Origin of the sequence: Neisseria sp. P0018.S001 (genome assembly GCF_051957355.1) — a bacterium.
GTDB classification, from domain to species: domain Bacteria; phylum Pseudomonadota; class Gammaproteobacteria; order Burkholderiales; family Neisseriaceae; genus Neisseria; species Neisseria subflava_A.
On record NZ_JBQCWN010000009.1, the window covers coordinates 55,577 to 80,224 of the forward strand.

The following is a 24,648-nucleotide window of genomic DNA, read 5'->3' on the forward strand; positions in this document are numbered from 1 at the left end:
GATTATAACGCAAAAAGGCCGTCTGAATCATTTCAGACGGCCTTTGGCATACGGGTTTTAAAAATGGAACAATACCAGGCTGACGGCAATCACCGCCATGCCCGTTGTCAGGCCGTAAACGGTTTCGTGGCCGTCTGAATAGCGTTTGGCGGCCGGCAACAACTCGTCCAACGCCAAAAACACCATCACGCCGGCTATCACGCCGAACACCGAGCCAAACACGGCAGGCGACAAAAACGGCTGCAAAACCAAATAGCCCAAAGCCGCCCCCAACGGCTCGGCCAAACCGGATAGCAGACACGCCCATACCGTTTTCTTACGGCTTCGGGTGGCAAAATAAACCGGCGCGGTGATGGAAATACCCTCCGGAATATTATGGATGGCAATCGCCAAGGCCAAAGGCATCCCGACCGCCGGATTTTCCAAGGTGGCAAAAAACGTCGCCAAGCCTTCGGGGAAATTGTGCGCCGTAATCGCAAACGCCGCCATCATACCGACTCGCGCAATATGGCGGCGTTTGCTTTCTTGAAAAGACGGGTCTTGCGCATCTAAGGTTTCATGCGGGTTCGGCACCAGGCGGTCAATCAGTGCGATGCCGCCCATACCGGCCAAAAATGCCATGGTCGCCGCCGCAAACGCGTGGTCTTTATCATAAATTTCAGCGAACGCCTCGCTGGACTTACTGAAAATTTCCGTCAGAGAAACATAAACCATCGCACCGCCGGCAAATGCCAAACCAAACGACAACACGCGCGGATTAGGCGTTTTGGAAAACATCACCAAGCCGCTGCCTAATACGGTAAACAAACCGGCAGCCAACGTGATGGAAAAGGCAACGGCCAAATTGGACATCGAAAAATCGGGCATGAGAAGACCTGCGCTAAAAGCTGGGACAGGTTCAGACTAACACTTTTTAATGCGCATGATAATAGTTATTATTTATTTTATTGATTAGGTACACAGATTTTGAAACAAAAGGCCGTCTGAAAAATAATTTTCAGACGGCCTTTAAATTTGAAATGCCGCTAAACCTTATCGCTTTCCAGCTTAAGCCTGATAACGCGACAGGCTCAAATCGTCGCTTCGGATTTCGGTATCTTTGCCGCTCACGATATCGGCGGTTAATTTTGCCGAACCCAGCGACATGGTCCAGCCCAAAGTACCGTGGCCGGTATTCAGGAAGAGATTATCAAAGCGGGTGCGCCCGATTAGCGGTGTGCTGTCGGGCGTCATCGGTCTGAGACCGCTCCAGAACAATGCTTGTTTCAAATCGCCGCCTTCGGGGAACAAGTCGTTGACGACCAAAGCCAAGGTTTCGCGGCGTTTTTCGGGCAGTTTGATTTCGTAGCCAGACAATTCCGCCATGCCGCCGACGCGGATTCTGTTGTCAAAGCGCGTGATGGCGACTTTGTAGCTTTCATCTAAAACGGTGGAAACCGGTGCGCCGTCTGAGTTTGTGACGGGCAGGGTCAAGGAATAGCCTTTGACGGGATAAATCGGCAGATTGAGATCCAACTGCGCCAACACAGTCCTGCTGAAGCAGCCGAGCGCGCAGACAACGGCATCTGCTTCAAACCGCCCTGTTTCGGTTTCAACGGCTTTGATGCGCAGCCCGTTGTGGTCGATGCGGCTGATGGTTTGGTTGAAGTGGAACTGTACGCCCTTTTCCTGACACAATTTGTATAGGTTTTCAGTGAAGAGGTGGCAGTCGCCGGTCGCATCCGCAGGCAGGTGCAGGCCGCCGGCAATTTTTGCGGTAACGCGTGCCAGCGCAGGCTCAAACTCGGCGCATTCTTCGGGTTTCAGACGGCGGTACGGCACGCCGTAGCGTTCCAAAACGGCAATGTCTTGTTCTGCCGCTTCGACTTCTTTAGCCTGACGGAAAATCTGCAACGTCCCTTTTTTGCGCCCTTCAAAATTCATGCCGGTTTGCGCTTCAAAACGGCGGAACATTTCTCGGCTGTATTCAGAAATCCTGACCATGCGCTCTTTGTTGATTTGATAGCGCGCGGCCGTGCAGTTTTGCAGCATTTGCCACAGCCATTCGATTTGATACAGGCTGCCGTCAGGGCGAAACAGCAAAGGCGGATGGCTTTTAAACAGCCATTTCAGCGCTTTGGTCGGAATACCGGGAGCAGCCCACGGCGTGGTATAGCCGTAAGAAAGCTGGCCTGCATTGGCAAAACTGGTTTCCATCGCCACACCCTCGGCGCGGTCGATGACTGTTACTTCATGTCCTGCCTCTGCCAGATACCACGCGGAAGATACGCCGGCAACACCAGCACCTAAAACAAGCACTTTCATTTTTCTCCTCCTCTGACTTTTTTCCAAACAGACTTAATATACATCGGGCCGTCTGAATATTCAGATTCAGACGGCCTTGGACATTAATGCGGCAATTCGCCGTTTTTGATTTTTTGTTTGAAGTCGCGCGTTTCATTGACGATGACTTTCGCCATCAACAAAAGCGCAATCAGGTTGGGCAACGCCATCAAGCCGTTGAATGTGTCCGAAGCCAGCCACACCAAATCAAGGCTCAACACGGTTCCCAGCATAACCGAAGAAACATAACCAACGCGGTACAAACCGGCAAACTTCTCGCCGAAGACGTAAACCGCGCATTTCTCGCCGTAATAACACCAGCCGAGAATGGTTGAGTAGGCAAAGAAAATCAGGCCGATGGTGACAATCCAGCCGCCGATGCCGGGCAGCATTTTTTGGAAAGTGACGGTTGTCAGCGCCGCGCCGCTCAATTCAGGTTTCACAAACTCGCCGCCTGCGCCGAGCAGACCCATGACCAACACGATACCGGTAATCGAACAAACGACGATGGTGTCCAAAAACGTACCGGTCATGGAAACCAATGCCTGACGGACGGGGTGGTCGGTTTTCGCGGCGGCGGCGGCAATCGGCGCAGAACCCATGCCCGCTTCATTGGAGAACACACCGCGCGCCACGCCGTAGCGGATGACCGTACCGATGGCACCGCCAGCCACGGCTTGCGCGCTAAACGCATCGGAGAAAATCAGTTTGACGGCAGGCATCAGTGCGTCAGAATTCACGACAATAATGGAAATACCGCCCACTACATAAAACACTGCCATGGCAGGTACGATAAAGGACGCGGCTTTGGCAATGCCCTTAATGCCGCCCAAAAGCACAATGGCCGTTAATACAGTCAATATTACGCCGGTGTAGGCAGGTTCGACACCAAAGCTGGTTTGCACTGCCTGTGCAACCGAGTTGGACTGCACCGAGCTGCCGATACCGAAGGAAGCGAATGTGCCGAACAGTGCAAACGCAACGGCCATCCATTTCCAGTTTTTGCCCAAGCCTTTTTCGATGTAATACATCGGGCCGCCGGACATTTCACCTTTGGAATTGGTCACGCGGTATTTCACCGCCAACACGCCTTCGCCGTATTTGGTGGCCATGCCGAAAATGGCGGTCATCCACATCCAAAATACTGCGCCCGGGCCGCCGGTTACCACCGCAGTTGCCACACCGGCGATGTTACCCGTACCGATGGTGGCGGACAGCGCGGTCATCAACGCCGCAAAATGGGAAATATCGCCTTCGTGGTCTCCGCCGTCTTCATGCTTCTTTGACGGCACAAACGCCTGTTTCAGCGCATAACCCAACATGGTGAACTGCAAGCCTTTCAGCAAAACGGTCAGCAAAATGCCCGTACCGACCAGCAGCATCAACATAATAGGTCCCCAGACCCAGCCGCTGATGGTTTCGAAAAAGGCTTTGAGATTGTCTAAAAACAATTGCATGGCTTTCTCCTTTGTCTGTTTTATTTTTTTATGCACTACTTTTTGTAGTGTCATGTAATTTCAGCACAGAATATTCAATAAGACAATATCTTTCTTTTTAAAAAGATTTTTGAGGTTTTACCCTAAAAAGATATCTATTTAGACCGGTCAGATTGTTTACAATCCGCTAAAAATAAAGGCTGCGGCCGAGATAAAATGCCAAATGAAAGTTAATCAACCATTAATTAAGACTGCATCAATTAAAATGACACAATCGACAAATGGCACATTATTGAAAAATACAAACACGCAAATCTTGCTTTAAAAAAGCCTCAGGCCGTCTGAAAGATGGTTTTCAGACGGCCTGATGCTTGTTAACTATATTGATTCAGGTTGATGAATGTTGCCCAAGTAACTGCGCCAACAGTCGGGCAAAGCGTTCTGTCGCGCCTTCGCTGGTGTGCAAATACAGGGCTGGCTCGATGAGTTCCAATTCATTGAGCAGGAAGGTATCGCCGACCAATGTACCGTCCACTCGGGCGTAAACCGGCATTTGCGGCAAAGCGGCCAGTACGTCTTGTGCGGCACTGATGGCAAACTCGGGTGGCTCAATACCGAACACCGACACACCATAGGCCGAGTTGGCGCGCCATTCGCCTTGCGGCGGCTGACGGCGCACGGCATGGCTGAATGCGCCGTTGAAAAACACCAGCGATGTTTCGCCTGCTGTTTCGATTTCGCGGATATATGGTTGAACAATCATACCTTGCGGATAATCCGCCATGTTCACGTCCAATGCCTCCGCACAAACTTTAACCACGCCTTTGCCGCTCTGCCCAAATGCCGGCTTGATGACCGCTTCCGTCCAGCCCTGTTGGTTCAGGATGTCGGCCAATTCGGCTTTTTGCGGCGGAACGAACACACTGGGAATCACTTGCGCTCCGCGCGCCGCCAAATCGCACAAATAAGTCTTTTCCATATTCCAAGCCATCAATTCGGGCGGATTGATAAAACGCTGCCCCGCCTGCCCGGCATGTTCCAGCCATTGGCAGAAGGCTTCGGGTTCGGCGGCATAATCCCATGCGCACAAAGGCAGTAAAAACGTCGCAGACGGATGGTTTTGCCACGCATCAAATACGGTTTTCACGCCCATGCTTTCCAAGCATGCCGCCAATGTTTTCAGGTTGTCCGATGGTTCGGGATAGGTTTGGCAGGTAATGAGTGCCAAAACGGTTTGCTCGATCATGGTTGCCGCCTCATTGCTAAAACCAAAATTATATAGCGAAATCAAACCAAAAGATTTTTCAGACGGCCTGATACATGAGGCCGATTCTGATAAAATGGTTTCCCCTTTTTCCGTCGGAACATGCTCATGAAATCTGCTCACGTCCTTGTCTGGTTCCGCCGCAACCTCCGCCTGCACGACAATGCCGCGCTTAATGCCGCCGTTGCAAGCGGTTTGCCCATCGCCTGTGTCTGGGTCAGCCAAAGGCCGTCTGAAAACCACAATCCGCGTCAAAGCCTGTTCCATTATCAAGCCGCACAAGAACTGCATACCCGTCTGGCGGCGCACCATATTCCTTTATATGTCGTCGCCTCCGACGAAGACCTCCTCCCCTTGGCTGCTGCGCTCAATGCCCATACCGTCATCACAGACGAAGCCTACACCGAAGCCGAAATCCGCCAAGACAACCACCTCTGGCACAATTTCGACCGAGCAGGCATTGCCCTGCAACACGCCAACGACCGCGGTATCTTGGCCAAAGCTCCCCTCATGGATGCCAACGGCCTGCCCTACACCGATTTTGCCGCCTATAAACAAGCATGGTTGCAGGCTTATTCAGGACAAAGGCCGTCTGAAACCGAATTGCCTGTTCAAACCGGACAAAACGTTCCACTGTTCCCAGCACATACCGGCGCGGTATTGCCTACCTATCAACAGGGCGGCGAAACCGCAGCCTTAACGCAATGGCACGCATTCAAACAGAATTTGGTTCACTACCCGATTACCCAAAACTTTCCGGCACGAAAAAACACCAGCCTCCTCAATGCCTACCTGTCCTCAGGCTGCATTTCCCCGCGCCTGCTGGCTGCCGAAGGCTTGGCAAACCGACATTTCGAATGGCTGGAAAAGCTCATTTTCCGCGACTACTGCTACCAGCTCGCCTACCACCGCCGCCTACCCGAAACAACCGATGCCGCTCCGGTACGCGAATACTGGCGACACGGCCAAACCGGCGTACCCATCATCGACGCCTCCATCCGCGGCCTCAAAGCCACCGGTCACTTACACCCCGTTCTCCAGCAGCTGTGCGCCCACTATTTCTGCCATGCGCTCAACTTCGACCCCAACCAAGGCATCACGTGGACAGCCTCCGTCCAAACCGGCACCGACCCCGCGCTCAACCAAGCCAACTGGCACCTCGCCGCACAAGATACGGCCACCGTCCGCTATGCCCATCGTTCACATCAAATCGATCCCGACGGCAGCCACATCCGCAGTTACCTCCCCGAATTGGCGCACCTGCCATCCACCCTCATCCACACGCCGTGGGCCGCCGCCGATGACATCGACACACACGGCTACCCCTTTCCCAAGGCCGTCTGAAACCTGCGTTCACACCAAAAAACCACACTAGATACAGCTGAAAAACATTCAAACAAAATATTTTGGTTTCAGACGGCCAAACAGATTGAATAGCCAAGATTTACACGGTAAACTTACGTCATTAAAAAATTTTATTATTTCATTACAATGAAACCCGCATTCGACATAAAAACGTCACGGTTGGACGTCTTATCCATCCATCTGCACACCGCAGATCTAACAGAATTGGAAGAATTCCTGCGCCAACTGGCAGGCCAATCCCAAGACGAATTCGTTCCCTTCATTTTAGACGTACAAGATTTCGACCATACCGAATCCATCGATTTGGGCGGCATGATTTCCCTGTTTGCCCGTTACGGTATGCAAATTTTAGGGCTGCACCACACCAGCGACACATGGGCGGCAGCGGCAGCGCGTTACCACTTGGTCTTCAAACAAGGTAACTCCACCCAGGCAGCCGACACACAGGCAACGCCTGCCCCGCGCCAAGCACCGCAGCCGCAAGACGTACAAGCCACCGTTATCAATAATCCGACTGTATTGGTCAGCACGCCCGTGCGTACCGGCCAGCAGGTTTACGCTGAAAACGGCGACCTCATCGTCACCGGCATCGTCAGCCAAGGTGCGGAACTTATCGCCGACGGCAACATCCATATTTACGCCCCCATGCGCGGCAGAGCGTTGGCCGGTGCAAAAGGCAATACCAACGCGCGCATCTTTATTCATTCCATGCAGGCCGAATTAGTCTCCGTTGCCGGTATCTACCGCAACTTCGAGCAAGACCTGCCCGAGCATCTGCACAAAAAACCCGTACAAGTATCATTGCAAGACAACCGACTGGTTATCAGCGCAATCGACGCCGAATAAACATCAGTACTTAAAAAGGAAATATCGTGTCCAAAATCATCGTAGTAACTTCAGGTAAAGGCGGCGTAGGCAAGACCACTACCAGCGCCAGCATCGCAACCGGCCTGGCCCTGCGCGGCCACAAAACTGCCGTGATCGACTTCGACGTCGGTTTGCGCAACCTTGACCTGATTATGGGTTGCGAACGCCGCGTCGTGTATGACCTCATTAACGTCATCCAAGGCGAAGCCACACTCAACCAAGCCCTGATTAAAGACAAAAACTGCGAAAACCTCTACATCCTGCCCGCCTCGCAAACCCGCGACAAAGACGCGTTGACCCGCGAAGGCGTGGACAACGTGATGAAAGAGCTGGCCAGCGAAAAAATGGGCTTCGAATTCATTATCTGCGATTCCCCTGCCGGTATCGAACAAGGTGCACTGATGGCACTCTACTTTGCCGACGAAGCCATCATTACCACCAATCCGGAAGTATCCAGCGTCCGCGACTCCGACCGCATCTTGGGCATTTTGCAAAGCAAATCCCGCAAAGCAGAACAAGGCAGCACTGTTAAAGAGCACCTGCTGATTACCCGCTACTCCCCTGAGCGCGTGGCTAAAGGCGAAATGCTGTCTGTACAAGACATCTGCGACATCTTGCGTATTCCGTTGATCGGTGTGATTCCTGAATCACAAAACGTTCTGCAAGCTTCCAACGCCGGCGAACCTGTCATCCACCAAGACAATGCCGCCGCAGCCGAAGCCTACAAAGACGTTATTGCCCGCCTCTTGGGTGAAAACCGCGAAATGCGTTTCCTCGAAGCTGAGAAGAAAAGCTTCTTAAAACGACTGTTCGGAGGTTAATACATGTCACTGCTCGATATGCTGTTCGGCAGAAAGCCGAAAACCGCCACAGTCGCGCGCGACCGCCTGCAAATCATCATCGCGCAAGAACGCGCACAAGAAGGCCAAGCTCCGGACTATCTGCCGACCCTGCGTAAAGAGTTGTTGGAAGTCCTGTCCAAATACGTCAACGTATCATTGGACGACATCCGCATCTCCCAAGAGAAACAAGACGGCTTAGACGTTCTTGAGCTGAACATCACCCTACCGGAACAAAAAAAGGCTTAACACATGACCTTGACCGAATTGCGTTACATCGTAGCCGTCGCACAAGAACGTCACTTCGGACGTGCCGCACGACGCTGCTTTGTCAGCCAGCCCACCCTCTCCATCGCCATCAAAAAGCTGGAGGAAGAGCTGTCGGTATCCCTGTTCGACCGTAGCAGCAACGACATCATCACGACCGAAGCGGGCGAGCGCATTGTCGCCCAAGCCCGCCGGGTTCTGGAAGAAGCGGAACTCATCAAACACCTTGCCAATGAAGAGCAAAACGAATTGGAAGGTGCGTTCAAACTCGGCCTGATTTTTACCGTTGCCCCCTACCTTTTGCCCAAGCTCATTACCGCGCTGCGTGAAACCGCACCGAAAATGCCGCTGATGCTGGAAGAGAACTATACCCACATCCTGACCGAGTCGCTCAAACGTGGCGATGTCGATGCAATCGTCGTTGCCGAGCCGTTCCAAGAGCCGGGCATCGTAACCGAGCCTCTGTATGACGAACCTTTCTTCGTCATTGTTCCCAAAGGCCATCACTTTGAAGAACTCGATGCCGTTACGCCTCAGCTTTTGGGCGAAGAACAAGTGTTGCTGCTGTCCGAAGGCAACTGTATGCGCGACCAAGTGTTGGCAAGCTGTTCCGAATTGGCTTCCAAGCAAAAAATCCAGGGCTTGACCAATACCCTGCAAGGCAGCTCCATCAACACCATCCGCCACATGGTTGCCAGCGGTTTGGCCATCAGCGTCATGCCGGCTACAGCCTTGACCGAAAATGACCATATGCTTTTCAGCATTATCCCGTTTGAAGGCAATGCGCCGCACCGCCGTGTCGTTTTGGCCTATCGCCGCAACTTTGTCCGTCCGAAAGCACTGACTGCCTTGCGCACTGCTATTTTGCAATCGCAACTGACCGGTGTAACGTTCGTCAACGAATAAACCGTAAAACAAAAGGCCGTCTGAACATTCAGACGGCCTTTTTATTTTTAACCAAATAAAGGATTAGTAGCGGGTATGAACTTGACTGCCGATAACACCACCCAAAGCCGCGCCACCCAAGGTAGAGCCGGTATCGCCACCAATCAAATTACCTGCCACGCCGCCCAATACCGCACCAGCAGCAGTGTTGCGTTGGGTTTGAGTCATATTGGCACATGCACCCAAAGAAGCGGCCAACATGATCAAGGTCACAGTTTTTGCAAAAGTTTTCTTCATGGTTTGATTCTCCATCAGGGGTTAAGCTGTATATGAAACAGTATGGCACAACCTTTCATTAATATATTTTCTGATAAGTAAAGACAGATTAAACTAAGATAACGCTCTTGATGAGCGGTTAAATACAAAAACAAACGGCAATTCCAAAAGAATATTTATAAATTTTAATATACTTGGCATAAAATTGCGCATACATCAACCGCATTCGGTAGTGATACAATGACGACTTGTCTGAATTACCGGAAACACCCGTCATGAGTATCTACGCACTGGCACACATCATCCACGTTTATTGCGCGATTGCCTTTGTCGGCGGCGTATTTTTCGAAATGCTGGTCCTCTCCGTTTTACACACCGGCCGCGTTTCGCGCGAATCGCGCCGCGAAGTCGAACGTGCCATGTCCTATCGTGCCGTCCGCGTGATGCCGCCTGTCGTCATTACCCTGTTCATCAGCGGCATCGTGATGGTGTACAACCGCTACCTGCCGATACTGCACCACCCATTCGACAGCTCCTTCGGCATCATGCTGAGCATCAAAATCCTGTTGGCAGTAAGCGTTTTGGTACATTTTGCCATCGCCGTCGTCAAAATGGCACGGCACACCCTCACCGTCGGCTGGTCAAAATACATACACGCCGTCGTATTCAGCCATATGCTGTTTATCGTCTTTTTTGCCAAAGCAATGTTCTACTTGTCTTGGTAAACCTTACCCTTCCCCCACACACAAGGATTGTTTATGACCCAATACCCGTCCGTCGGCTCGCCGATGTTTTACGGCATCTTCTTTATTGCCGTCTTAATCATGATCGCCATCGATATGGTGTCGCTGAAAAAAAACGGTGCCCACAAAGTCAGCGTTAAAGAAGCCCTCGCTTGGAGCGGCATTTGGGTGGCCGTATCCTGCGCGTTTGCCGGCTGGCTCTATTTCGAACTGGCGGGCAACCCGGCTTACGGGGTCGTTGTCGCCAAAGAAAAAGTCCTCGAATTCTTCACCGGCTATGTGCTCGAAAAATCCCTTGCCGTCGACAACATCTTCGTTTTCCTGATGATTTTCGGCTATTTCAAAGTCGAACCCAAATTCCAACACCGCGTCTTACTCTATGGCGTATTCGGCGCCATCGTCCTACGCGCCATCATGATCTTCATCGGCGCAGCCTTGGTACAACAATTTGAATGGATTCTCTACCTCTTCGGCGCCTTCCTCTTATACACCGGCATTCACATGATGAAGCCCGAAGCCGAAGCTGAAGAAGACCTTTCCCAAAATAAGATCCTGACCCTGCTCAAAAAAGTCATCCCGACCAGCCTACAGTTTGACGGTGAAAAATTCTTTACCATTGAAAACGGCAAACGCATCGCTACGCCGCTTTTACTGGTATTGATTATGATCGAATTGAGCGACGTCATCTTTGCCGTGGACAGCATTCCTGCTATTTTTGCCGTCACCACCGACCCGTTCATCGTCCTTACCTCCAACATTTTTGCCATCTTAGGCCTGCGTGCCATGTACTTTTTGCTGGCGGATTTTGCCGAACGCTTTATCTTCCTCAAATACGGCTTGGCCTTCGTATTGAGCTTTATCGGTATCAAGATGCTGATTATGCACTGGGTACATATTCCGATTTCCATTTCCCTGTCCGTCGTCTTCGGCGCACTGGGCGCGTCCATCCTGACTTCTTTGGTGTACACGCGTCAGCAAGAGAAAAAATAATCTGCCGATATAAAAAGGCCGTCTGAACATTTCAGACGGCCTTTTCAAATATCAAACACCAGCTTATTTAGCAGCGTCTTTCAATTTATCGGCAGCTTCTTGAGTTGCATCGGCAGCTTTACCCATAGCGTCTTTAGCTGCGTCTTTGGCAGCATCTTTAGCATCAGAAACCGCTTCTTTAGCTTCTTCAACCGCTTTACCGGCAGCATCTTTTGCGTCAGAAACTGCTTTATCTGCAGTTGCTTTAGCATCTACAGCAGCGTCTTTAACATCAGAAACAGCTTGCTCAGCCGCACCTTTGGCTTCAGAAGCAGCAGCATCAACAGCAGAAGCTGCATTTTCAGCAGCAGCGTTTACATCGGAAGCAACAGCAGAAGCCGCCTCTTGGGTTTCTTTTTTCGCTTCTTGTGTACACGCCGCCAAGCCGGCTACCATCATTGCAGCAATCAATAATTTTTTCATGTTGTATATCCTTTGGTCTAAAAAATATCCGTCAAAACTGACAGACCCAAAAATCATAACATAATAAATGCTCAAAAAAGGAAGAATTAACGCCAAATAACAGCCAATTTACGTTTTTTGAAAAAAATTTCAAAAAAATAGTTGACGAAAAGAAACAAGTTCCCTATAATTCACAGCTTATCGGGTCGTTAGCTCAGTCGGTAGAGCAGCGGACTTTTAATCCGTTGGTCGAGCGTTCGAATCGCTCACGACCCACCAAATATGAAAACCTGCTTTGAAAAAAGCAGGTTTTTTTATATTCTCCATCAAGCCTTTCTTCACTCGATACCTCCCTTATTATCAACATCAAGAATATTCGAGCTTTGTCACAATGCTGTTATAGATGTAACTGAAAGCATCACAAACCTCTTGAATCAATCAAACCCAACTCCCTCACCCATCATCTTTTTCTAAAAACTTCCAAATACCTATCACCAACCCACGCTAAATCCTCTTGTATGCCAGACAATTTAGGCATAGACTAAAACTACATCCAACTACAACAACAGGAGAAGGTTTGATGAAACAACTGTCTATGTATATTAACGGCCGCTTTGAAACTGACTTTAACGGCGCATGGCGTGATGTATTGAATCCGGCAACCGAAGAAGTCATCGCGCGTGAGCCTAAAGGCGGAAAAGCCGATGTTGACCGTGCCGTTGCTTCGGCCAGAGATGCACAAACTGCATGGGAGCGTTTGCCTGCCGTTGAACGCGGCGCATACCTGCACAAAATTGCCCAAGGCATCCGTGAACGAGCCGACGAGCTGACGGATACCATTGTTGCCGAAGGCGGTAAAACCAAAGATTTGGCACGCATAGAAGTCATGTTCACTGCCGATTATCTCGACTACCAAGCCGAATGGGCGCGCCGTTATGAAGGCGAAATCATCCAAAGCGACCGTCCGCGCGAAAATATTTTATTGTTCAAACGTCCTTTGGGCGTAATCGCCGGCATTTTACCGTGGAACTTCCCATTCTTCCTGATCGCCCGCAAAATGGGCCCGGCTTTGGTAACAGGCAATACCATCGTCGTCAAACCAAGCAGCGTTACCCCGATTAACTGCCACATCTTTGCTGAAATCGTTCATGCTTCAGGCTTACCGGCCGGCGTATTCAACGTCGTTAACGGCCCTGGCGCAGAAATCGGCAATGCCTTGGCATCGCATCCGCAAGTCGATATGGTCAGCCTGACCGGTTCTGTCGATGCCGGCCGCCAAGTGATGGAAGCCGCCTCCGCCAACATTACCAAAGTTTCACTGGAACTGGGCGGCAAAGCCCCTGCCATCGTCCTGAAAGATGCCGACTTGGATCTGGCCGTCAAATCCATCTTGGCTTCACGCGTGGGCAATACCGGCCAAATCTGTAACTGCGCCGAACGCGTATATGTCCACAGCAGCCTGAAAGACGCGTTTATCGAAAAAATGACCGCTGCCATGAAAGGCGTACGCTACGGCAACCCGGCCAAGGCTGAACCCGGCGCACTGGAAATGGGCCCGTTGATTGAAGAGCGTGCCGTAAAATCCGTTGCCGAGAAAGTCGAACGCGCAGTTAGACAAGGCGCAACTTTGGTTTGCGGCGGCAAACGTGCCGACGGAAAAGGCTACTTCTTTGAACCTACCCTGCTGACCGATACCGACAACAGCATGGACATCATGAAGGAAGAAACCTTCGGTCCCGTCCTGCCGGTTGCCACTTTCGACACGCTCGATCAAGTCATCGCTTTGGCAAACGACAGCGAATTCGGCCTGACCAGCTCCGTCTATACCACCAATCTGAATGAAGCGTTTTATGTAACCCGCCGCCTGCGTTTCGGCGAGACATACATCAACCGCGAAAACTTTGAAGCCATGCAGGGCTTCCATGCCGGTTGGAAAAAATCAGGTATCGGCGGCGCGGACGGCAAACACGGTTTGGAAGAATATCTGCAAACCCAAGTCGTTTATTTGGAAACCGATATCTAACTGCCCTTCATGAAACAAAAGGCCGTCTGAAGTTGATTTTTCAGGTTAAACTGCACCCAAAAAGTTGCTACTCCAACTAACAAGGTGCAGTTTTTTTATAACTAATTTTTATTAAATAGGAAAGTAACCATGTTGCACAAAATCGGGATAATGAGCGCATTGATCTTGGGTTTTGCCATGCCGGCTACTGCCGAATGTTTGATTCAAAAAGACAGTATCGGAGGAATTAAATTAGGGCAGAACTTAAAGCAGGTAAAACAGAAATTCCCGAAGGCAAAAATGGAAAGAGAAAGCGATGCCGAAGGTGTGGCGTTTGTTGCCATTACGCTATCTAAAGACGTTATGGTTATCGCTTTTCAAGATGGAGACGACGATCCTGATTCTCCTATAAAACTCCATAAAAAAATTAATTTTTTGGAAACCGATTCTCCTACCTGTCACACGGCTTCAGGTGTACACCCGGGCATGAAGATTAAAGATGCAGAAGCCAAGTTGGGCAAAGTCAAAAAAATCATAATGTCGGAAATAGAAGCGCGTGAATATGTAACATTTGCCCGCCAACCTAAACATTTTACATTTGAAGTGGAACGTGGAACAGGGATTTATCCGGGTAAAGGTGGAGCACCGAATCAAACTCGGCGTTACCGTCAAATGGCACGTATTGAAGCAATTTCCGTATCTAAATCCAGAGGTTTTGATAATTGAAGAGCAAGATATTAGACAGAATGAACTACATCCCCAAAGTTGCCCTCCAACTAACAAGGTGCAGTTTTTTTATGTCCCTATATGCATTACACTTCAAATACCAAGACCAATACCACATCTCACGCACCCATCTGCAACGTTGGATAACCGCCTGTCAGGAAAGCGGCATCGGCGCACTCAAACCCTTCAGTCCAAAATCTTGACCGACCACCGCAAAAATCCCTTCATCGCCGACAAGCCGATCACAAAAATACAGTTTTTTGGGGGGCAGTTCAGGTTTCAGACGGCCTTTCTGCCTTTATAGAAAAAAACACCGACATCGCGTAAAATAGAGCCAATTTTTCACTTTATTCAGGCCGTCTGAAAACTCCGGCAGCCTGACTCATTTTCCGGAAAACACCATGAGCGAACAAAACAATCCGCAAATCGAGCCGCAGTTGGATGAAAACCAAATCATCGCCCTGCGCCGCGAGAAACTGCACAACATCCGCAAAGAACGCAACGCCTACCCTAACGATTTCAAACGCGACAGCTTTGCCGCCGACCTGCACACCCAATACGGTGAAATCAGCAAAGAAGAACTCGACCCGCAAGGCATTCCCGTCAAAGTGGCCGGCCGCATGATGCTCAAACGTCAAATGGGCAAAGCCAGCTTCGCCACCATTCAAGACGTTACCGGTCAAATCCAGCTTTATTTGAACAACAAAGGCGTGAGCCAAGAAGTTTTGGACGACTTCAACCACTGGGACTTGGGCGACATCGTCGGTGCGGAAGGTACCTTGTTCAAAACCAACCACGGCGAATTGACCGTGCGCGTATCCAACATCCGCCTGCTATCCAAATCCCTACGCCCTCTGCCGGACAAACATAAAGGCTTGAGCGACCAGGAAACCAAATACCGTCAACGCTACGTCGATTTGATTGCCAACGAAGAATCGCGCAATACGTTTATCAAACGCAGCCAAATCATCCAATCCGTGCGCAATTTCATGGTCAACGAGCATTATTTGGAAGTCGAAACCCCAATGATGCACCCGATTCCAGGCGGCGCAACAGCGAAACCGTTCGTTACCCACCACAATGCCTTGGATATTCCGCTCTATCTGCGCATTGCGCCCGAGCTGTATCTGAAACGCTTGGTTGTCGGCGGCTTGGAACGCGTGTTTGAAATCAACCGCAGCTTCCGTAACGAAGGCATGTCCGTACGCCACAACCCTGAATTCACCATGATCGAATTCTACGAAGCCTTCTCCGACTACGAACGCATGATGCAAATGGCGGAAGACATCATCCGCAACGCTTCCCGCGCAGTAAACGGCACGGCAAAAATCAGCTACAACGGCAAAGAAGTCGATTTGGAAAGCCCGTTTGAACGCCTGACCATTCTCGGCGCCATCAAAAAATACAATCCGCACTACACCGATGAGCAGTTGAACGATGAAGAATGGCTGAAAAAAGAAATTGTCAAACACGGCGAAAGCCTGCCTCCGTCTCCAGGCATCGGCAGCCTGCAACTTGCCCTGTTTGAAGGTTGCGCCGAGGGCAAGCTGTGGAACCCGACTTTCATCATCGACTACCCTGTCGAAGTATCACCATTGGCACGCGCATCCGACAGCAAACCGGGTTTGACCGAACGCTTCGAGCTTTTCGTTGTCGGCCGCGAACTGGCAAACGGCTACTCCGAGTTGAACGATCCGGAAGACCAAGCCGAACGCTTCAAAGCGCAAGTGGCGCAAAAAGACGCTGGCGACGATGAAGCCATGCACTATGATGCCGACTACATCCGCGCCATGGAGTTCGGTTTACCGCCGACCGGCGGCTGCGGCATCGGCATCGACCGCTTGGTAATGCTACTGACCGATTCACAAACCATCCGCGACGTGATTCTGTTCCCGCAAATGCGTCCCGAATAACGCATTGAAATAAAATCAAGGCCGTCTGAAAACAAGACTCTGTTTTCAGACGGCCTTTTTGTTCAAATATGTAAAACGGAAGAGTTTAAATCGATAAATCCTTTACACCATAATAATAAAATTACATGATAATCAAAAAGATAATATAAAAAAGAATATGTAAACGTTTTTCAGTTTGTTGACAGTCTGCTAGAATACATCCAGTTACAGACAGCCTCCACACACAGGCCGTCTGAAAATGCAGAAACTCTGAAAGGTTTGTATGGATCAATTTTTCGAACAGCTTCACGGCTGGATAAACGCCATCAACGACCCAATGTGGTCGGGGTTGGTATATATGCTTTTAGGCGCAGGCCTCTTTTTCACCGTTACCACCGGTTTTGTACAATTCCGCCTCTTCGGCCGCAGTATCAAAGAAATGTTGGGCGGCCGCAAACAAGGTGATGATCCGCACGGAATCACACCATTCCAAGCATTCGTTACCGGCTTGGCCAGCCGCGTAGGCGTGGGCAACATCGCCGGCGTGGCGATTGCCATCAAACTCGGCGGGCCGGGCGCGGTATTCTGGATGTGGGTAACCGCCTTAATCGGCATGAGTTCGGCGTTTGTCGAATCTTCACTGGCCCAACTCTTTAAAGTTCGGGACTACGACAACCACCACTTCCGCGGCGGTCCTGCCTACTACATCACTCAAGGCCTGGGACAAAAATGGCTGGGCGTTTTGTTCGCCCTGAGCCTGATTTTCTGTTTCGGCTTTGTATTTGAAGCCGTACAGACCAATACCATCGCCGATACCACCAAAGCGGCATGGGGCTGGGATCAACACTATGTCGGTGTCGCCCTGGTCATTCTGACTGCCCCTATTATCTTCGGCGGTATCCGTCGCGTATCTAAAGCCGCGGAAATCATCGTTCCGCTGATGGCGGTTTTATATCTCGTCATAGCACTCTTCATCATTGCTACCAATATTTCCCTGATTCCTGACGTGTTCGGTCAGATTTTCTCCAACGCGTTCAACTTCGATTCGGCTGCAGGCGGTTTCCTCGGCGGTCTGATTTCGACCACCATGATGCAGGGTATCAAACGCGGCCTGTATTCCAATGAGGCGGGTATGGGTTCCGCGCCGAATGCCGCCGCCGCTGCCGAAGTGAAACACCCCGTCTCCCAAGGCATGATTCAAATGCTGGGCGTTTTCGTCGATACCATCATCGTCTGCTCATGTACCGCCTTTATCGTCTTGACCTATCAGCAGCCTTACGGCGACCTGAGCGGTGCGGCGTTGACGCAGGCGGCGATTGTCAGCCAAGTGGGTCAATGGGGCGCGGGCTTCCTTGCCGTCATCCTGTTTATGTTTGCCTTTTCAACCGTTATCGGTAACTATGCCTATGCCGAGTCCAACGTCCAATTCATCAAGAGCCATTGGCTGGTTACCGCCGTTTTCCGTATGCTGGTTTTGGCATGGGTCTACTTCGGCGCAGTTGCCAACGTACCCTTGGTATGGGATATGGCAGACATGGCCATGGGCATCATGGCATGGATTAACCTCGTCGCCATCCTGCTCCTGTCCCCGCTTGCCTTCCTGCTGTTGAAAGACTACACAGCCAAGCTGAAAATGGGCAAAGACCCAGAGTTCAAACTCTCTGAACACCCGGGCTTGAAACGCAAAATCAAATCCGATATCTGGTAAAACCAAAGGCCGTCTGAAATTTCAGACGGCCTTTTTAATCCCTGCCATTTAGACAAAACGATGCCCCTTAAAGCAGAAGCCTTAAGGGGCAGAGCGTTGCGGCACATCTTTTCAGACGGCCTTATTGTAGCAACGTTTCTCATTTCGCAGTGCAACAATATTTTCAGATTCTAATTCCAAATCGGTACCCAGTCAAGCATTTCATTTGCATGTTAATACTTACCTAGGATATATTTATACTTACCAAACATCAAATTACGGAGAAACTGATGACTGCATTCAAACCCAACCCAATCAACTACATCCTCGGCCTCGATATCGGCATCGCATCCGTCGGCTGGGCGATGGTAGAAATTGACGAAGATGCAAACCCAATCTGCCTGATTGATTTAGGCGTGCGCGTATTTGAGCGTGCAGAAGTACCGAAAACAGGCGACTCTCTCGCAGCGGCAAGACGCTTGGCACGCAGCGTCCGCCGCCTGACCCGCCGTCGCGCCCACCGTCTGCTTCGGGCCCGCCGTCTATTGAAACGCGAAGGCGTATTACAAGCCGCCGATTTTGATGAAAACGGCTTGATTAAATCCTTACCGAATACACCATGGCAACTTCGCGCAGCCGCATTAGACCGCAAACTGACGCCTTTGGAGTGGTCGGCAGTCTTGTTGCATTTAATCAAACATCGTGGCTATTTGTCGCAAAGAAAAAACGAAGGCGAAACTGCCGATAAGGAGCTTGGCGCTTTGCTTAAAGGCGTAGCCGACAATGCCCATGCCTTACAGACAGGCAATTTCCGCACTCCGGCCGAATTGGCTTTAAATAAATTTGAAAAAGAAAGCGGCCATATCCGCAACCAGCGCGGCGATTATTCGCATACGTTCAGCCGCGAAGATTTACAGGCGGAGCTGGTTTTGCTGTTTGAAAAACAAAAAGAATTTGGCAATCCGCATATTTCAGACGGCCTTAAAGAAGGTATTGAAACCCTGCTGATGACGCAACGCCCTGCCCTGTCTGGCGATGCTGTTCAAAAAATGTTGGGGTATTGCACCTTTGAGCCGACAGAGCCGAAAGCCGCTAAGAACACCTACACAGCCGAACGTTTCGTCTGGCTGACTAAACTGAACAACCTGCGTATTTTAGAGCAAGGCAACGAGCGACCATTGACTGATACCGAACGTGCCACGCTTATGGACGAGCCATACAGAAAATCCAAACTGACTTACGCACAAGCCCGTAAGCTTTTGGAGCTAGACGATACCGCCTTTTTCAAAGGCTTGCGCTATGGTAAAGACAATGCCGAAGCCTCAACATTGATGGAAATGAAGGCCTACCATGCCATCAGCCGTGCGCTGGAAAAAGAAGGATTGAAAGACAAAAAATCCCCATTAAACCTTTCTCCTGAATTACAAGACGAAATCGGCACGGCATTCTCCCTGTTCAAAACCGATGAAGACATTACAGGCCGTCTGAAAGACCGTGTACAGCCCGAGATCTTAGAAGCGCTGTTAAAGCACATCAGCTTTGATAAGTTCGTCCAAATTTCCTTGAAAGCATTGCGCCGAATTGTGCCTCTAATGGAACAAGGCAAACGTTACGATGAAGCCTGCGCCGAAATCTACGGAGACCATTACGGCAAGAAAAATACGGAAGAAGAGATTTATCTGCCGCCCATCCCTGCCGACGAAATCCGCAACCCAGTCGTCTTGCGCGCCTTATCTCAAGCCAGAAAAGTCATTAACAGCGTGGTTCGGCGTTACGGCTCCCCTGCACGTATCCATATTGAAACGGCAAGGGAAGTAGGAAAATCGTTTAAAGACCGCAAAGAAATCGAAAAACGCCAAGAAGAAAACCGTAAAGACCGGGAAAAAGCAGCCGCCAAATTCCGAGAGTATTTCCCCAATTTTGTCGGCGAACCCAAATCCAAAGATATTCTGAAACTGCGCCTGTACGAGCAACAACACGGCAAATGCCTGTATTCGGGCAAAGAAATCAACCTAGGCCGTCTGAACGAAAAGGCTATGTCGAAATCGACCATGCCCTGCCGTTCTCGCGCACATGGGACGACAGTTTCAACAATAAAGTGCTGGTATTGGGCAGCGAAAACCAAAACAAAGGCAACCAAACCCCTTACGAATACTTCAACGGCAAAGACAACAGCCGCGAATGGCAGGAATTTAAAGCGCGTGTTGAAACCAGCCGTTTTCCTCGCAGTAAAAAACAACGGATTCTGCTGCAAAAATTCGACGAAGACGGCTTTAAAGAACGCAATCTGAACGATACGCGCTACGTCAACCGTTTCCTGTGCCAATTTATTGCCGACCGTATGCGGCTGACAGGTAAAGGTAAAAGACGTGTCTTTGCATCCAATGGACAAATTACCAATCTGTTGCACGTCTTTTGGGGATTACGCAAAGTGCGTGCGGAAAACGACCGCCATCACGCCTTGGACGCCGTCGTCGTTGCCTGCTCAACCGTTACCATGCAGCAGAAAATTACCCGTTTTGTACGCTATAAAGAGATGAACGCATTTGACGGCAAAACCATAGATAAAGAAACAGGAGAAGTGCTGCATCAAAAAGCACACTTCCCGCAACCTTGGGAATTTTTCGCACAAGAAGTCATGATTCGCGTCTTCGGCAAACTGGACGGCAAACCCGAATTCGAAGAAGCCGATACCCCAGAAAAACTGCGCGCGTTGCTTGCCGAAAAATTATCATCTCGCCCCGAAGCCGTACACGAATACGTTACGCCACTGTTTGTTTCACGCGCGCCCAATCGGAAGATGAGCGGTGCGCATAAAGATACTTTGAGATCTGCTAAACGATTTGTTAAGCATAATGAAAAAATTAGTGTTAAACGAGTATGGTTAACCGAAATCAAGTTGGCAGACCTTGAAAATATGGTTAATTATAAAAATGGTAGGGAGATTGAATTATATGAGGCTCTTAAGGCGCGTTTAGAGGCATATGGAGGTAATGCTAAACAAGCATTTGATCCTAAAAACAATCCGTTTTATAAAAAGGGAGGACAACTAGTTAAAGCTGTGAGAGTCGAAAAAACCCAAGAGAGCGGAGTCTTATTAAACAAAAAAAATGCTTATACCATTGCAGATAATGGAGACATGGTTCGTGTTGACGTATTCTGTAAAACGGATAAGAAAGGCGAAAATCAGTATTTTATTGTTCCCATCTATGCTTGGCAGGTTGCTGAAAACATTCTTCCTGATATTGATTGTAAAGGATACCGGATTGATGATAGCTATACATTCTGTTTTAGCCTGCATAAGTATGATTTGATTGCCTTTCAGAAAGATGAAAAATCTAAAGTAGAATTTGCCTACTATATCAACTGTGATAGCTCTGATGGACGATTCTATTTAGCTTGGCATGATAAAGGCTCTAAAGAACAGCAATTCCGTATTAGTACCCAAAATCTTGTATTGATGCAAAAATACCAAATCGATGAACTGGGCAAAGAAATCAGACCATGCCGTCTGAAAAAACGCCCGCCTGTCCGCTAAATTAATCTATCCCTGTTTCAGACGGCCTGAAGCAGGGATTTTTTATATCAAAATAAGGGGAAAAACATGACTTGGCGCAGCCTGCTCATTCAAAATGGCGGCAAACTATCCTTGCAATGCCGGCAACTGCTGATTCAACAAAACGGCGAGTCCCATACCGTACCATTAGAAGACATCGCCGTTATCATCATCGAAAACCGCGAAACCCTGATTACTGCCCCGCTCCTATCAGCCTTAGCCGAACATGGCTCAACCCTGCTGACATGTGACGAACAGTTCCTACCCTGCGGACAATGGCTGCCTTATGCCCAATATCACCGCCAACTTAAAATCCTCAAGCTGCAGCTGAATATAAGCGAACCCTTAAAAAAGCAACTCTGGCAACATATCATCCGCCAAAAAATCCTAAATCAAGCATTTGTCGCAGACGAAACAGGCAATGATCTTGCCGCCAAACGGCTGCGCACTTTGGCAGTCGAAGTCCGTTCGGGCGATACAGGAAACCGTGAAGCCCAAGCTGCCGCCCTCTACTTCCAAGCCCTCTTTGGAGAAAAGTTTACTCGCAATGACAACAATGCCGTCAATGCCGCATTGAACTACACCTACGCCGTACTCCGTGCAGCAGTTGCACGCGCCCTGACTTTATATGGATGGTTGCCTGCATTAGGCTTGTTTCATAGAAGCGAACTAAATCCATTCAACCTCGCCGATGACTTTATCGAACCCTTACGCCCATTGGCCGACCTGGTCGTTATACATTTGCATGAACAAGGCCGTCTGAAAACTGATCTGACCCCTAATATCAAACAAAACCTTATCAAGACCCTTCACTGTCAAATCTGCATCGAACGGCAATACTTCAGCACCTTGGCTGCCATAGACAAAATGATTTCCTCATTTCAAGCCAGCGTAACTGACAAAAATGCCAAACAGCTGAAACTGCCTGAAATCTTGCCATTGAAAGAATACCAATATGAGTGAGGCCAAATTTATGAGGATTATTGTCTTCTTCGACCTACCGGTTACCACAGCGGCAAAGCGCAAAGCTGCCAATCAATTCCGCCAGTTTCTATTAAAAGATGGATACCAAATGCTCCAGCTTTCCGTATACAGCCGTATTGTCAAAGGTCGAGATTCGTTGCAAAAACACCACAACAGGCTATGTGCAAACCTACCGCAAGAAGGGTCAATCCGCTGTTTGGAAGTAACGGAAAAGCAATATGCCACCATGAAACTACTGTTGGGAGAGCTGAAAACCCAAGAAAAAAGAGTAAATTCAGACCAACTATTATTATTTTAAACACATTTTTTTAGACAAAATAAAACGGGAAACCCTTATAGAATAAGGGTTTCCCGTTGAGGTATTGTAGCACTGCGAAATGAGAAAGGGAGCTACAACTATATTAGAAGTAATTTATCCGCACCCTCAATTGTAGCACTGCGAAATGAGAAAGGGAGCTACAACATGGGCTAAAGTCTCGTTTATTAGTTGAGGATTGTAGCACTGCGAAATGAGAAAGGGAGCTACAACGAGGGGGGATGTAGGATAATGGCGGTTTTAATTGTAGCACTGCGAAATGAGAAAGGGAGCTACAACACAAGAAAAAAGCCCAGTTTCGGCGGTCTTATTGTAGCACTGCGAAATGAGAAAGGGGCCATCCAAATAAAAAAGCACCACCTAAACAGGTAGTGCTTTCATATTAATGTGCTTATTCAGCAGAATCAGCTGCTTTATCAACCAATTCAACCAATGCCAAAGGAGCATTGTCGCCTTTACGGAAACCGTATTTCAGTACACGAACATAGCCGCCGTTACGAGCAGCAAAGCGTGGACCCAATTCGTCAAACAATTTAACTACAACATCACGATCGCGAGTGCGGTCAAAAGCCAAACGACGGTTTGCCAAAGAAGGTTTTTTACCCAAGGTAATCAAGGGCTCAACTACGCGGCGCAATTCTTTTGCTTTAGGCAAAGTTGTCACGATGGTTTCGTGAGTCAACAAGGAATTCGCCATATTGCGCAGCATCGCAGCACGGTGGCTGCTAGTACGGTTTAATTTGCGGTTGCCATTACGATGACGCATGTCATTATCCTTTAATCTTCAAACTTACGGCTTTTCTAAGCCTACAGGCGGCCAAGCTTCTAATTTGGAACCTAATGTCAGACCTTTAGAGGCCAACACTTCTTTGATCTCATTCAAAGATTTACGACCCAAATTAGGGGTCTTGAGAAGCTCGGTTTCAGTACGTTGAATCAAATCGCCAATATAGTAAATATCTTCAGCTTTCAGACAATTAGCTGAACGTACGGTTAATTCCAAATCATCTACAGGACGCAGCAAGATAGGATCGATAGGAGGCGCTTTTTCTTCAACCTCTTCAACCGGAGTACCTTGCAGATCTGCAAAAATAGACATTTGGTCAATTAAGATACGTGCGGCACTACGTACAGCTTCTTCTGGATCAATAGAACCATTGGTTTCAATATCCAAAACCAATTTATCCAAATCCGTGCGTTGCTCTACGCGTGCAGGTTCAACTTCAAAGCTAACACGACTGATGGGCGAAAAGCTCGCATCCAACTGAATCGCACCAATCTGTTTATTCTCATCACGCAATACGCGACGACCTGAAACAGATTGATAACCACGACCTTGCTCTACTTTAATTTCCATGTCGATTTGACCATTGTCGGACAAGTGGCAAATAACATGTTCAGGATTGATGATTTCCACATCGTGTGGCAAATCAATATCACCAGCTACAACAGCACCGGCACCTGCTTTTTTCAAAGTCAACTGAACTTGATTACGACCGTGAAGCTTAAATACGATACCTTTGATGTTCAAGAGAACGTCAACAACATCCTCCTGAACACCATCAATAGTAGAGTATTCGTGCAATACGCCAGAAATAACTACTTCAGTTGGGGCAAAGCCATTCATGGATGACAGTAAGATACGACGCAAAGCATTACCTAAAGTATGACCAAAACCACGCTCAAATGGCTGCATAGACACCTTAGCTCGAGTAGAAGACAAGGTATCTACATCGATTTGACGAGGTTTCAAAAATTCGGTTGTGCTATTTTGCATTTAACTGTCCCTC

Annotated in this window: 22 protein-coding genes, 1 tRNA gene, 1 pseudogene and 1 CRISPR repeat array; of the genes and pseudogenes, 16 read left to right on the plus strand and 8 right to left on the minus strand. The window is 49.2% G+C overall.

Annotation, left to right across the window (positions count from 1 at the left end; translation table 11 throughout):
- Nucleotides 1-57: 57 nt before the first annotated feature.
- From zupT to ACTHTJ_RS07530, 4 genes are all read right to left on the minus strand, one after another.
- Nucleotides 58-867: a zinc transporter ZupT gene (gene zupT / locus ACTHTJ_RS07515; protein WP_070583785.1), complete on the minus strand. Its 810-nt coding sequence runs from the start codon at nt 865-867 to the stop codon at nt 58-60.
- A gap of 180 nt (nt 868-1,047) precedes the next feature.
- Nucleotides 1,048-2,304 carry a D-amino acid dehydrogenase gene (locus tag ACTHTJ_RS07520; RefSeq protein ID WP_070461263.1) on the minus strand — a complete coding sequence of 419 codons (1,257 nt, stop codon included), beginning with the start codon at nt 2,302-2,304 and terminating at the stop codon, nt 1,048-1,050.
- 83 nt (nt 2,305-2,387) lie between these two features.
- Nucleotides 2,388-3,779 (minus strand): alanine/glycine:cation symporter family protein, encoded by a 1,392-nt coding sequence (locus ACTHTJ_RS07525; protein WP_070583787.1) that lies wholly within the window; start codon nt 3,777-3,779, stop codon nt 2,388-2,390.
- A 367-nt stretch (nt 3,780-4,146) separates the two neighbouring features.
- Nucleotides 4,147-5,004: an ATP-grasp domain-containing protein gene (locus ACTHTJ_RS07530; protein ID WP_070583789.1), complete on the minus strand. Its 858-nt coding sequence runs from the start codon at nt 5,002-5,004 to the stop codon at nt 4,147-4,149.
- Nucleotides 5,005-5,130: 126 nt separating this feature from the next.
- On the opposite strand from ACTHTJ_RS07530, the gene ACTHTJ_RS07535 reads away from it, so the two are divergent.
- From ACTHTJ_RS07535 to ACTHTJ_RS07555, 5 genes are all read left to right on the plus strand, one after another.
- Complete coding sequence (locus ACTHTJ_RS07535; RefSeq protein ID WP_070583791.1) at nt 5,131-6,366, plus strand: FAD-binding domain-containing protein; 1,236 nt, start codon at nt 5,131-5,133, stop codon at nt 6,364-6,366.
- A 147-nt stretch (nt 6,367-6,513) separates the two neighbouring features.
- Complete coding sequence (gene minC / locus ACTHTJ_RS07540; protein ID WP_440360902.1) at nt 6,514-7,233, plus strand: septum site-determining protein MinC; 720 nt, start codon at nt 6,514-6,516, stop codon at nt 7,231-7,233.
- A 26-nt stretch (nt 7,234-7,259) separates the two neighbouring features.
- On the plus strand, nt 7,260-8,075 hold the full coding sequence (minD, locus tag ACTHTJ_RS07545) for a septum site-determining protein MinD (protein ID WP_049330767.1): 816 nt from the start codon (nt 7,260-7,262) through the stop codon (nt 8,073-8,075).
- Nucleotides 8,076-8,078: 3 nt separating this feature from the next.
- Nucleotides 8,079-8,342: a cell division topological specificity factor MinE gene (gene minE, locus ACTHTJ_RS07550; protein ID WP_003680625.1), complete on the plus strand. Its 264-nt coding sequence runs from the start codon at nt 8,079-8,081 to the stop codon at nt 8,340-8,342.
- Between the two features lie 3 nt (nt 8,343-8,345).
- On the plus strand, nt 8,346-9,266 hold the full coding sequence (locus ACTHTJ_RS07555; RefSeq protein WP_004520212.1) for a hydrogen peroxide-inducible genes activator: 921 nt from the start codon (nt 8,346-8,348) through the stop codon (nt 9,264-9,266).
- Between the two features lie 63 nt (nt 9,267-9,329).
- Here the strand turns inward: ACTHTJ_RS07555 and ACTHTJ_RS07560 are convergent, their stop codons facing one another.
- Nucleotides 9,330-9,542, minus strand: a complete 213-nt coding sequence (locus ACTHTJ_RS07560; protein WP_003684747.1) for a glycine zipper 2TM domain-containing protein — start codon at nt 9,540-9,542, stop codon at nt 9,330-9,332.
- A 254-nt stretch (nt 9,543-9,796) separates the two neighbouring features.
- Between ACTHTJ_RS07560 and ACTHTJ_RS07565 the strand changes: the two genes are divergently transcribed.
- Nucleotides 9,797-10,246 carry a CopD family copper resistance protein gene (locus tag ACTHTJ_RS07565; RefSeq protein WP_036493576.1) on the plus strand — a complete coding sequence of 150 codons (450 nt, stop codon included), beginning with the start codon at nt 9,797-9,799 and terminating at the stop codon, nt 10,244-10,246.
- Between the two features lie 33 nt (nt 10,247-10,279).
- Nucleotides 10,280-11,254, plus strand: a complete 975-nt coding sequence (locus tag ACTHTJ_RS07570; protein WP_070583795.1) for a TerC family protein — start codon at nt 10,280-10,282, stop codon at nt 11,252-11,254.
- A 63-nt stretch (nt 11,255-11,317) separates the two neighbouring features.
- Here ACTHTJ_RS07570 and ACTHTJ_RS07575 read toward each other — a convergent pair whose 3' ends face one another.
- Complete coding sequence (locus ACTHTJ_RS07575; protein ID WP_070583796.1) at nt 11,318-11,716, minus strand: Ag473 family lipoprotein; 399 nt, start codon at nt 11,714-11,716, stop codon at nt 11,318-11,320.
- A 182-nt stretch (nt 11,717-11,898) separates the two neighbouring features.
- Between ACTHTJ_RS07575 and ACTHTJ_RS07580 the strand changes: the two genes are divergently transcribed.
- From ACTHTJ_RS07580 to cas2, 9 genes and pseudogenes are all read left to right on the plus strand, one after another.
- Nucleotides 11,899-11,974: transfer RNA gene (locus ACTHTJ_RS07580), tRNA-Lys, on the plus strand.
- Nucleotides 11,975-12,275: 301 nt separating this feature from the next.
- Nucleotides 12,276-13,718 carry an aldehyde dehydrogenase gene (aldA, locus tag ACTHTJ_RS07585; RefSeq protein ID WP_070583798.1) on the plus strand — a complete coding sequence of 481 codons (1,443 nt, stop codon included), beginning with the start codon at nt 12,276-12,278 and terminating at the stop codon, nt 13,716-13,718.
- A 129-nt stretch (nt 13,719-13,847) separates the two neighbouring features.
- Entirely contained in the window at nt 13,848-14,423 is a 576-nt protein-coding gene (locus ACTHTJ_RS07590) for a hypothetical protein (RefSeq protein WP_070583800.1), read from the plus strand.
- A 71-nt stretch (nt 14,424-14,494) separates the two neighbouring features.
- Nucleotides 14,495-14,626, plus strand: a complete 132-nt coding sequence (locus tag ACTHTJ_RS07595; RefSeq protein ID WP_283120566.1) for a hypothetical protein — start codon at nt 14,495-14,497, stop codon at nt 14,624-14,626.
- A 198-nt stretch (nt 14,627-14,824) separates the two neighbouring features.
- Nucleotides 14,825-16,336, plus strand: a complete 1,512-nt coding sequence (lysS, locus tag ACTHTJ_RS07600; protein ID WP_049323415.1) for a lysine--tRNA ligase — start codon at nt 14,825-14,827, stop codon at nt 16,334-16,336.
- 262 nt (nt 16,337-16,598) lie between these two features.
- A complete protein-coding gene (locus tag ACTHTJ_RS07605; RefSeq protein WP_070583801.1) occupies nt 16,599-18,023 on the plus strand; it encodes an alanine/glycine:cation symporter family protein in 1,425 nt (474 codons plus the stop codon).
- Between the two features lie 269 nt (nt 18,024-18,292).
- Nucleotides 18,293-21,540 (plus strand): annotated as a pseudogene (gene cas9 / locus ACTHTJ_RS07610) (type II CRISPR RNA-guided endonuclease Cas9).
- A gap of 66 nt (nt 21,541-21,606) precedes the next feature.
- Nucleotides 21,607-22,521 (plus strand): type II CRISPR-associated endonuclease Cas1, encoded by a 915-nt coding sequence (cas1, locus tag ACTHTJ_RS07615; protein ID WP_070583802.1) that lies wholly within the window; start codon nt 21,607-21,609, stop codon nt 22,519-22,521.
- Complete coding sequence (cas2, locus tag ACTHTJ_RS07620) at nt 22,514-22,840, plus strand: CRISPR-associated endonuclease Cas2 (RefSeq protein ID WP_033912916.1); 327 nt, start codon at nt 22,514-22,516, stop codon at nt 22,838-22,840. The genes cas1 and cas2 overlap by 8 nt, the downstream gene beginning before the upstream one ends.
- A 63-nt stretch (nt 22,841-22,903) precedes the next feature.
- Nucleotides 22,904-23,203: direct repeats of the CRISPR family, unit length 36 nt; unit sequence ATTGTAGCACTGCGAAATGAGAAAGGGAGCTACAAC.
- A gap of 46 nt (nt 23,204-23,249) precedes the next feature.
- Here cas2 and rplQ read toward each other — a convergent pair.
- A complete protein-coding gene (gene rplQ / locus ACTHTJ_RS07625) occupies nt 23,250-23,624 on the minus strand; it encodes a 50S ribosomal protein L17 (RefSeq protein WP_003684792.1) in 375 nt (124 codons plus the stop codon).
- Between the two features lie 24 nt (nt 23,625-23,648).
- Nucleotides 23,649-24,635, minus strand: a complete 987-nt coding sequence (locus ACTHTJ_RS07630; RefSeq protein ID WP_003749298.1) for a DNA-directed RNA polymerase subunit alpha — start codon at nt 24,633-24,635, stop codon at nt 23,649-23,651.
- Between the last annotated feature and the right edge of the window lie 13 nt (nt 24,636-24,648).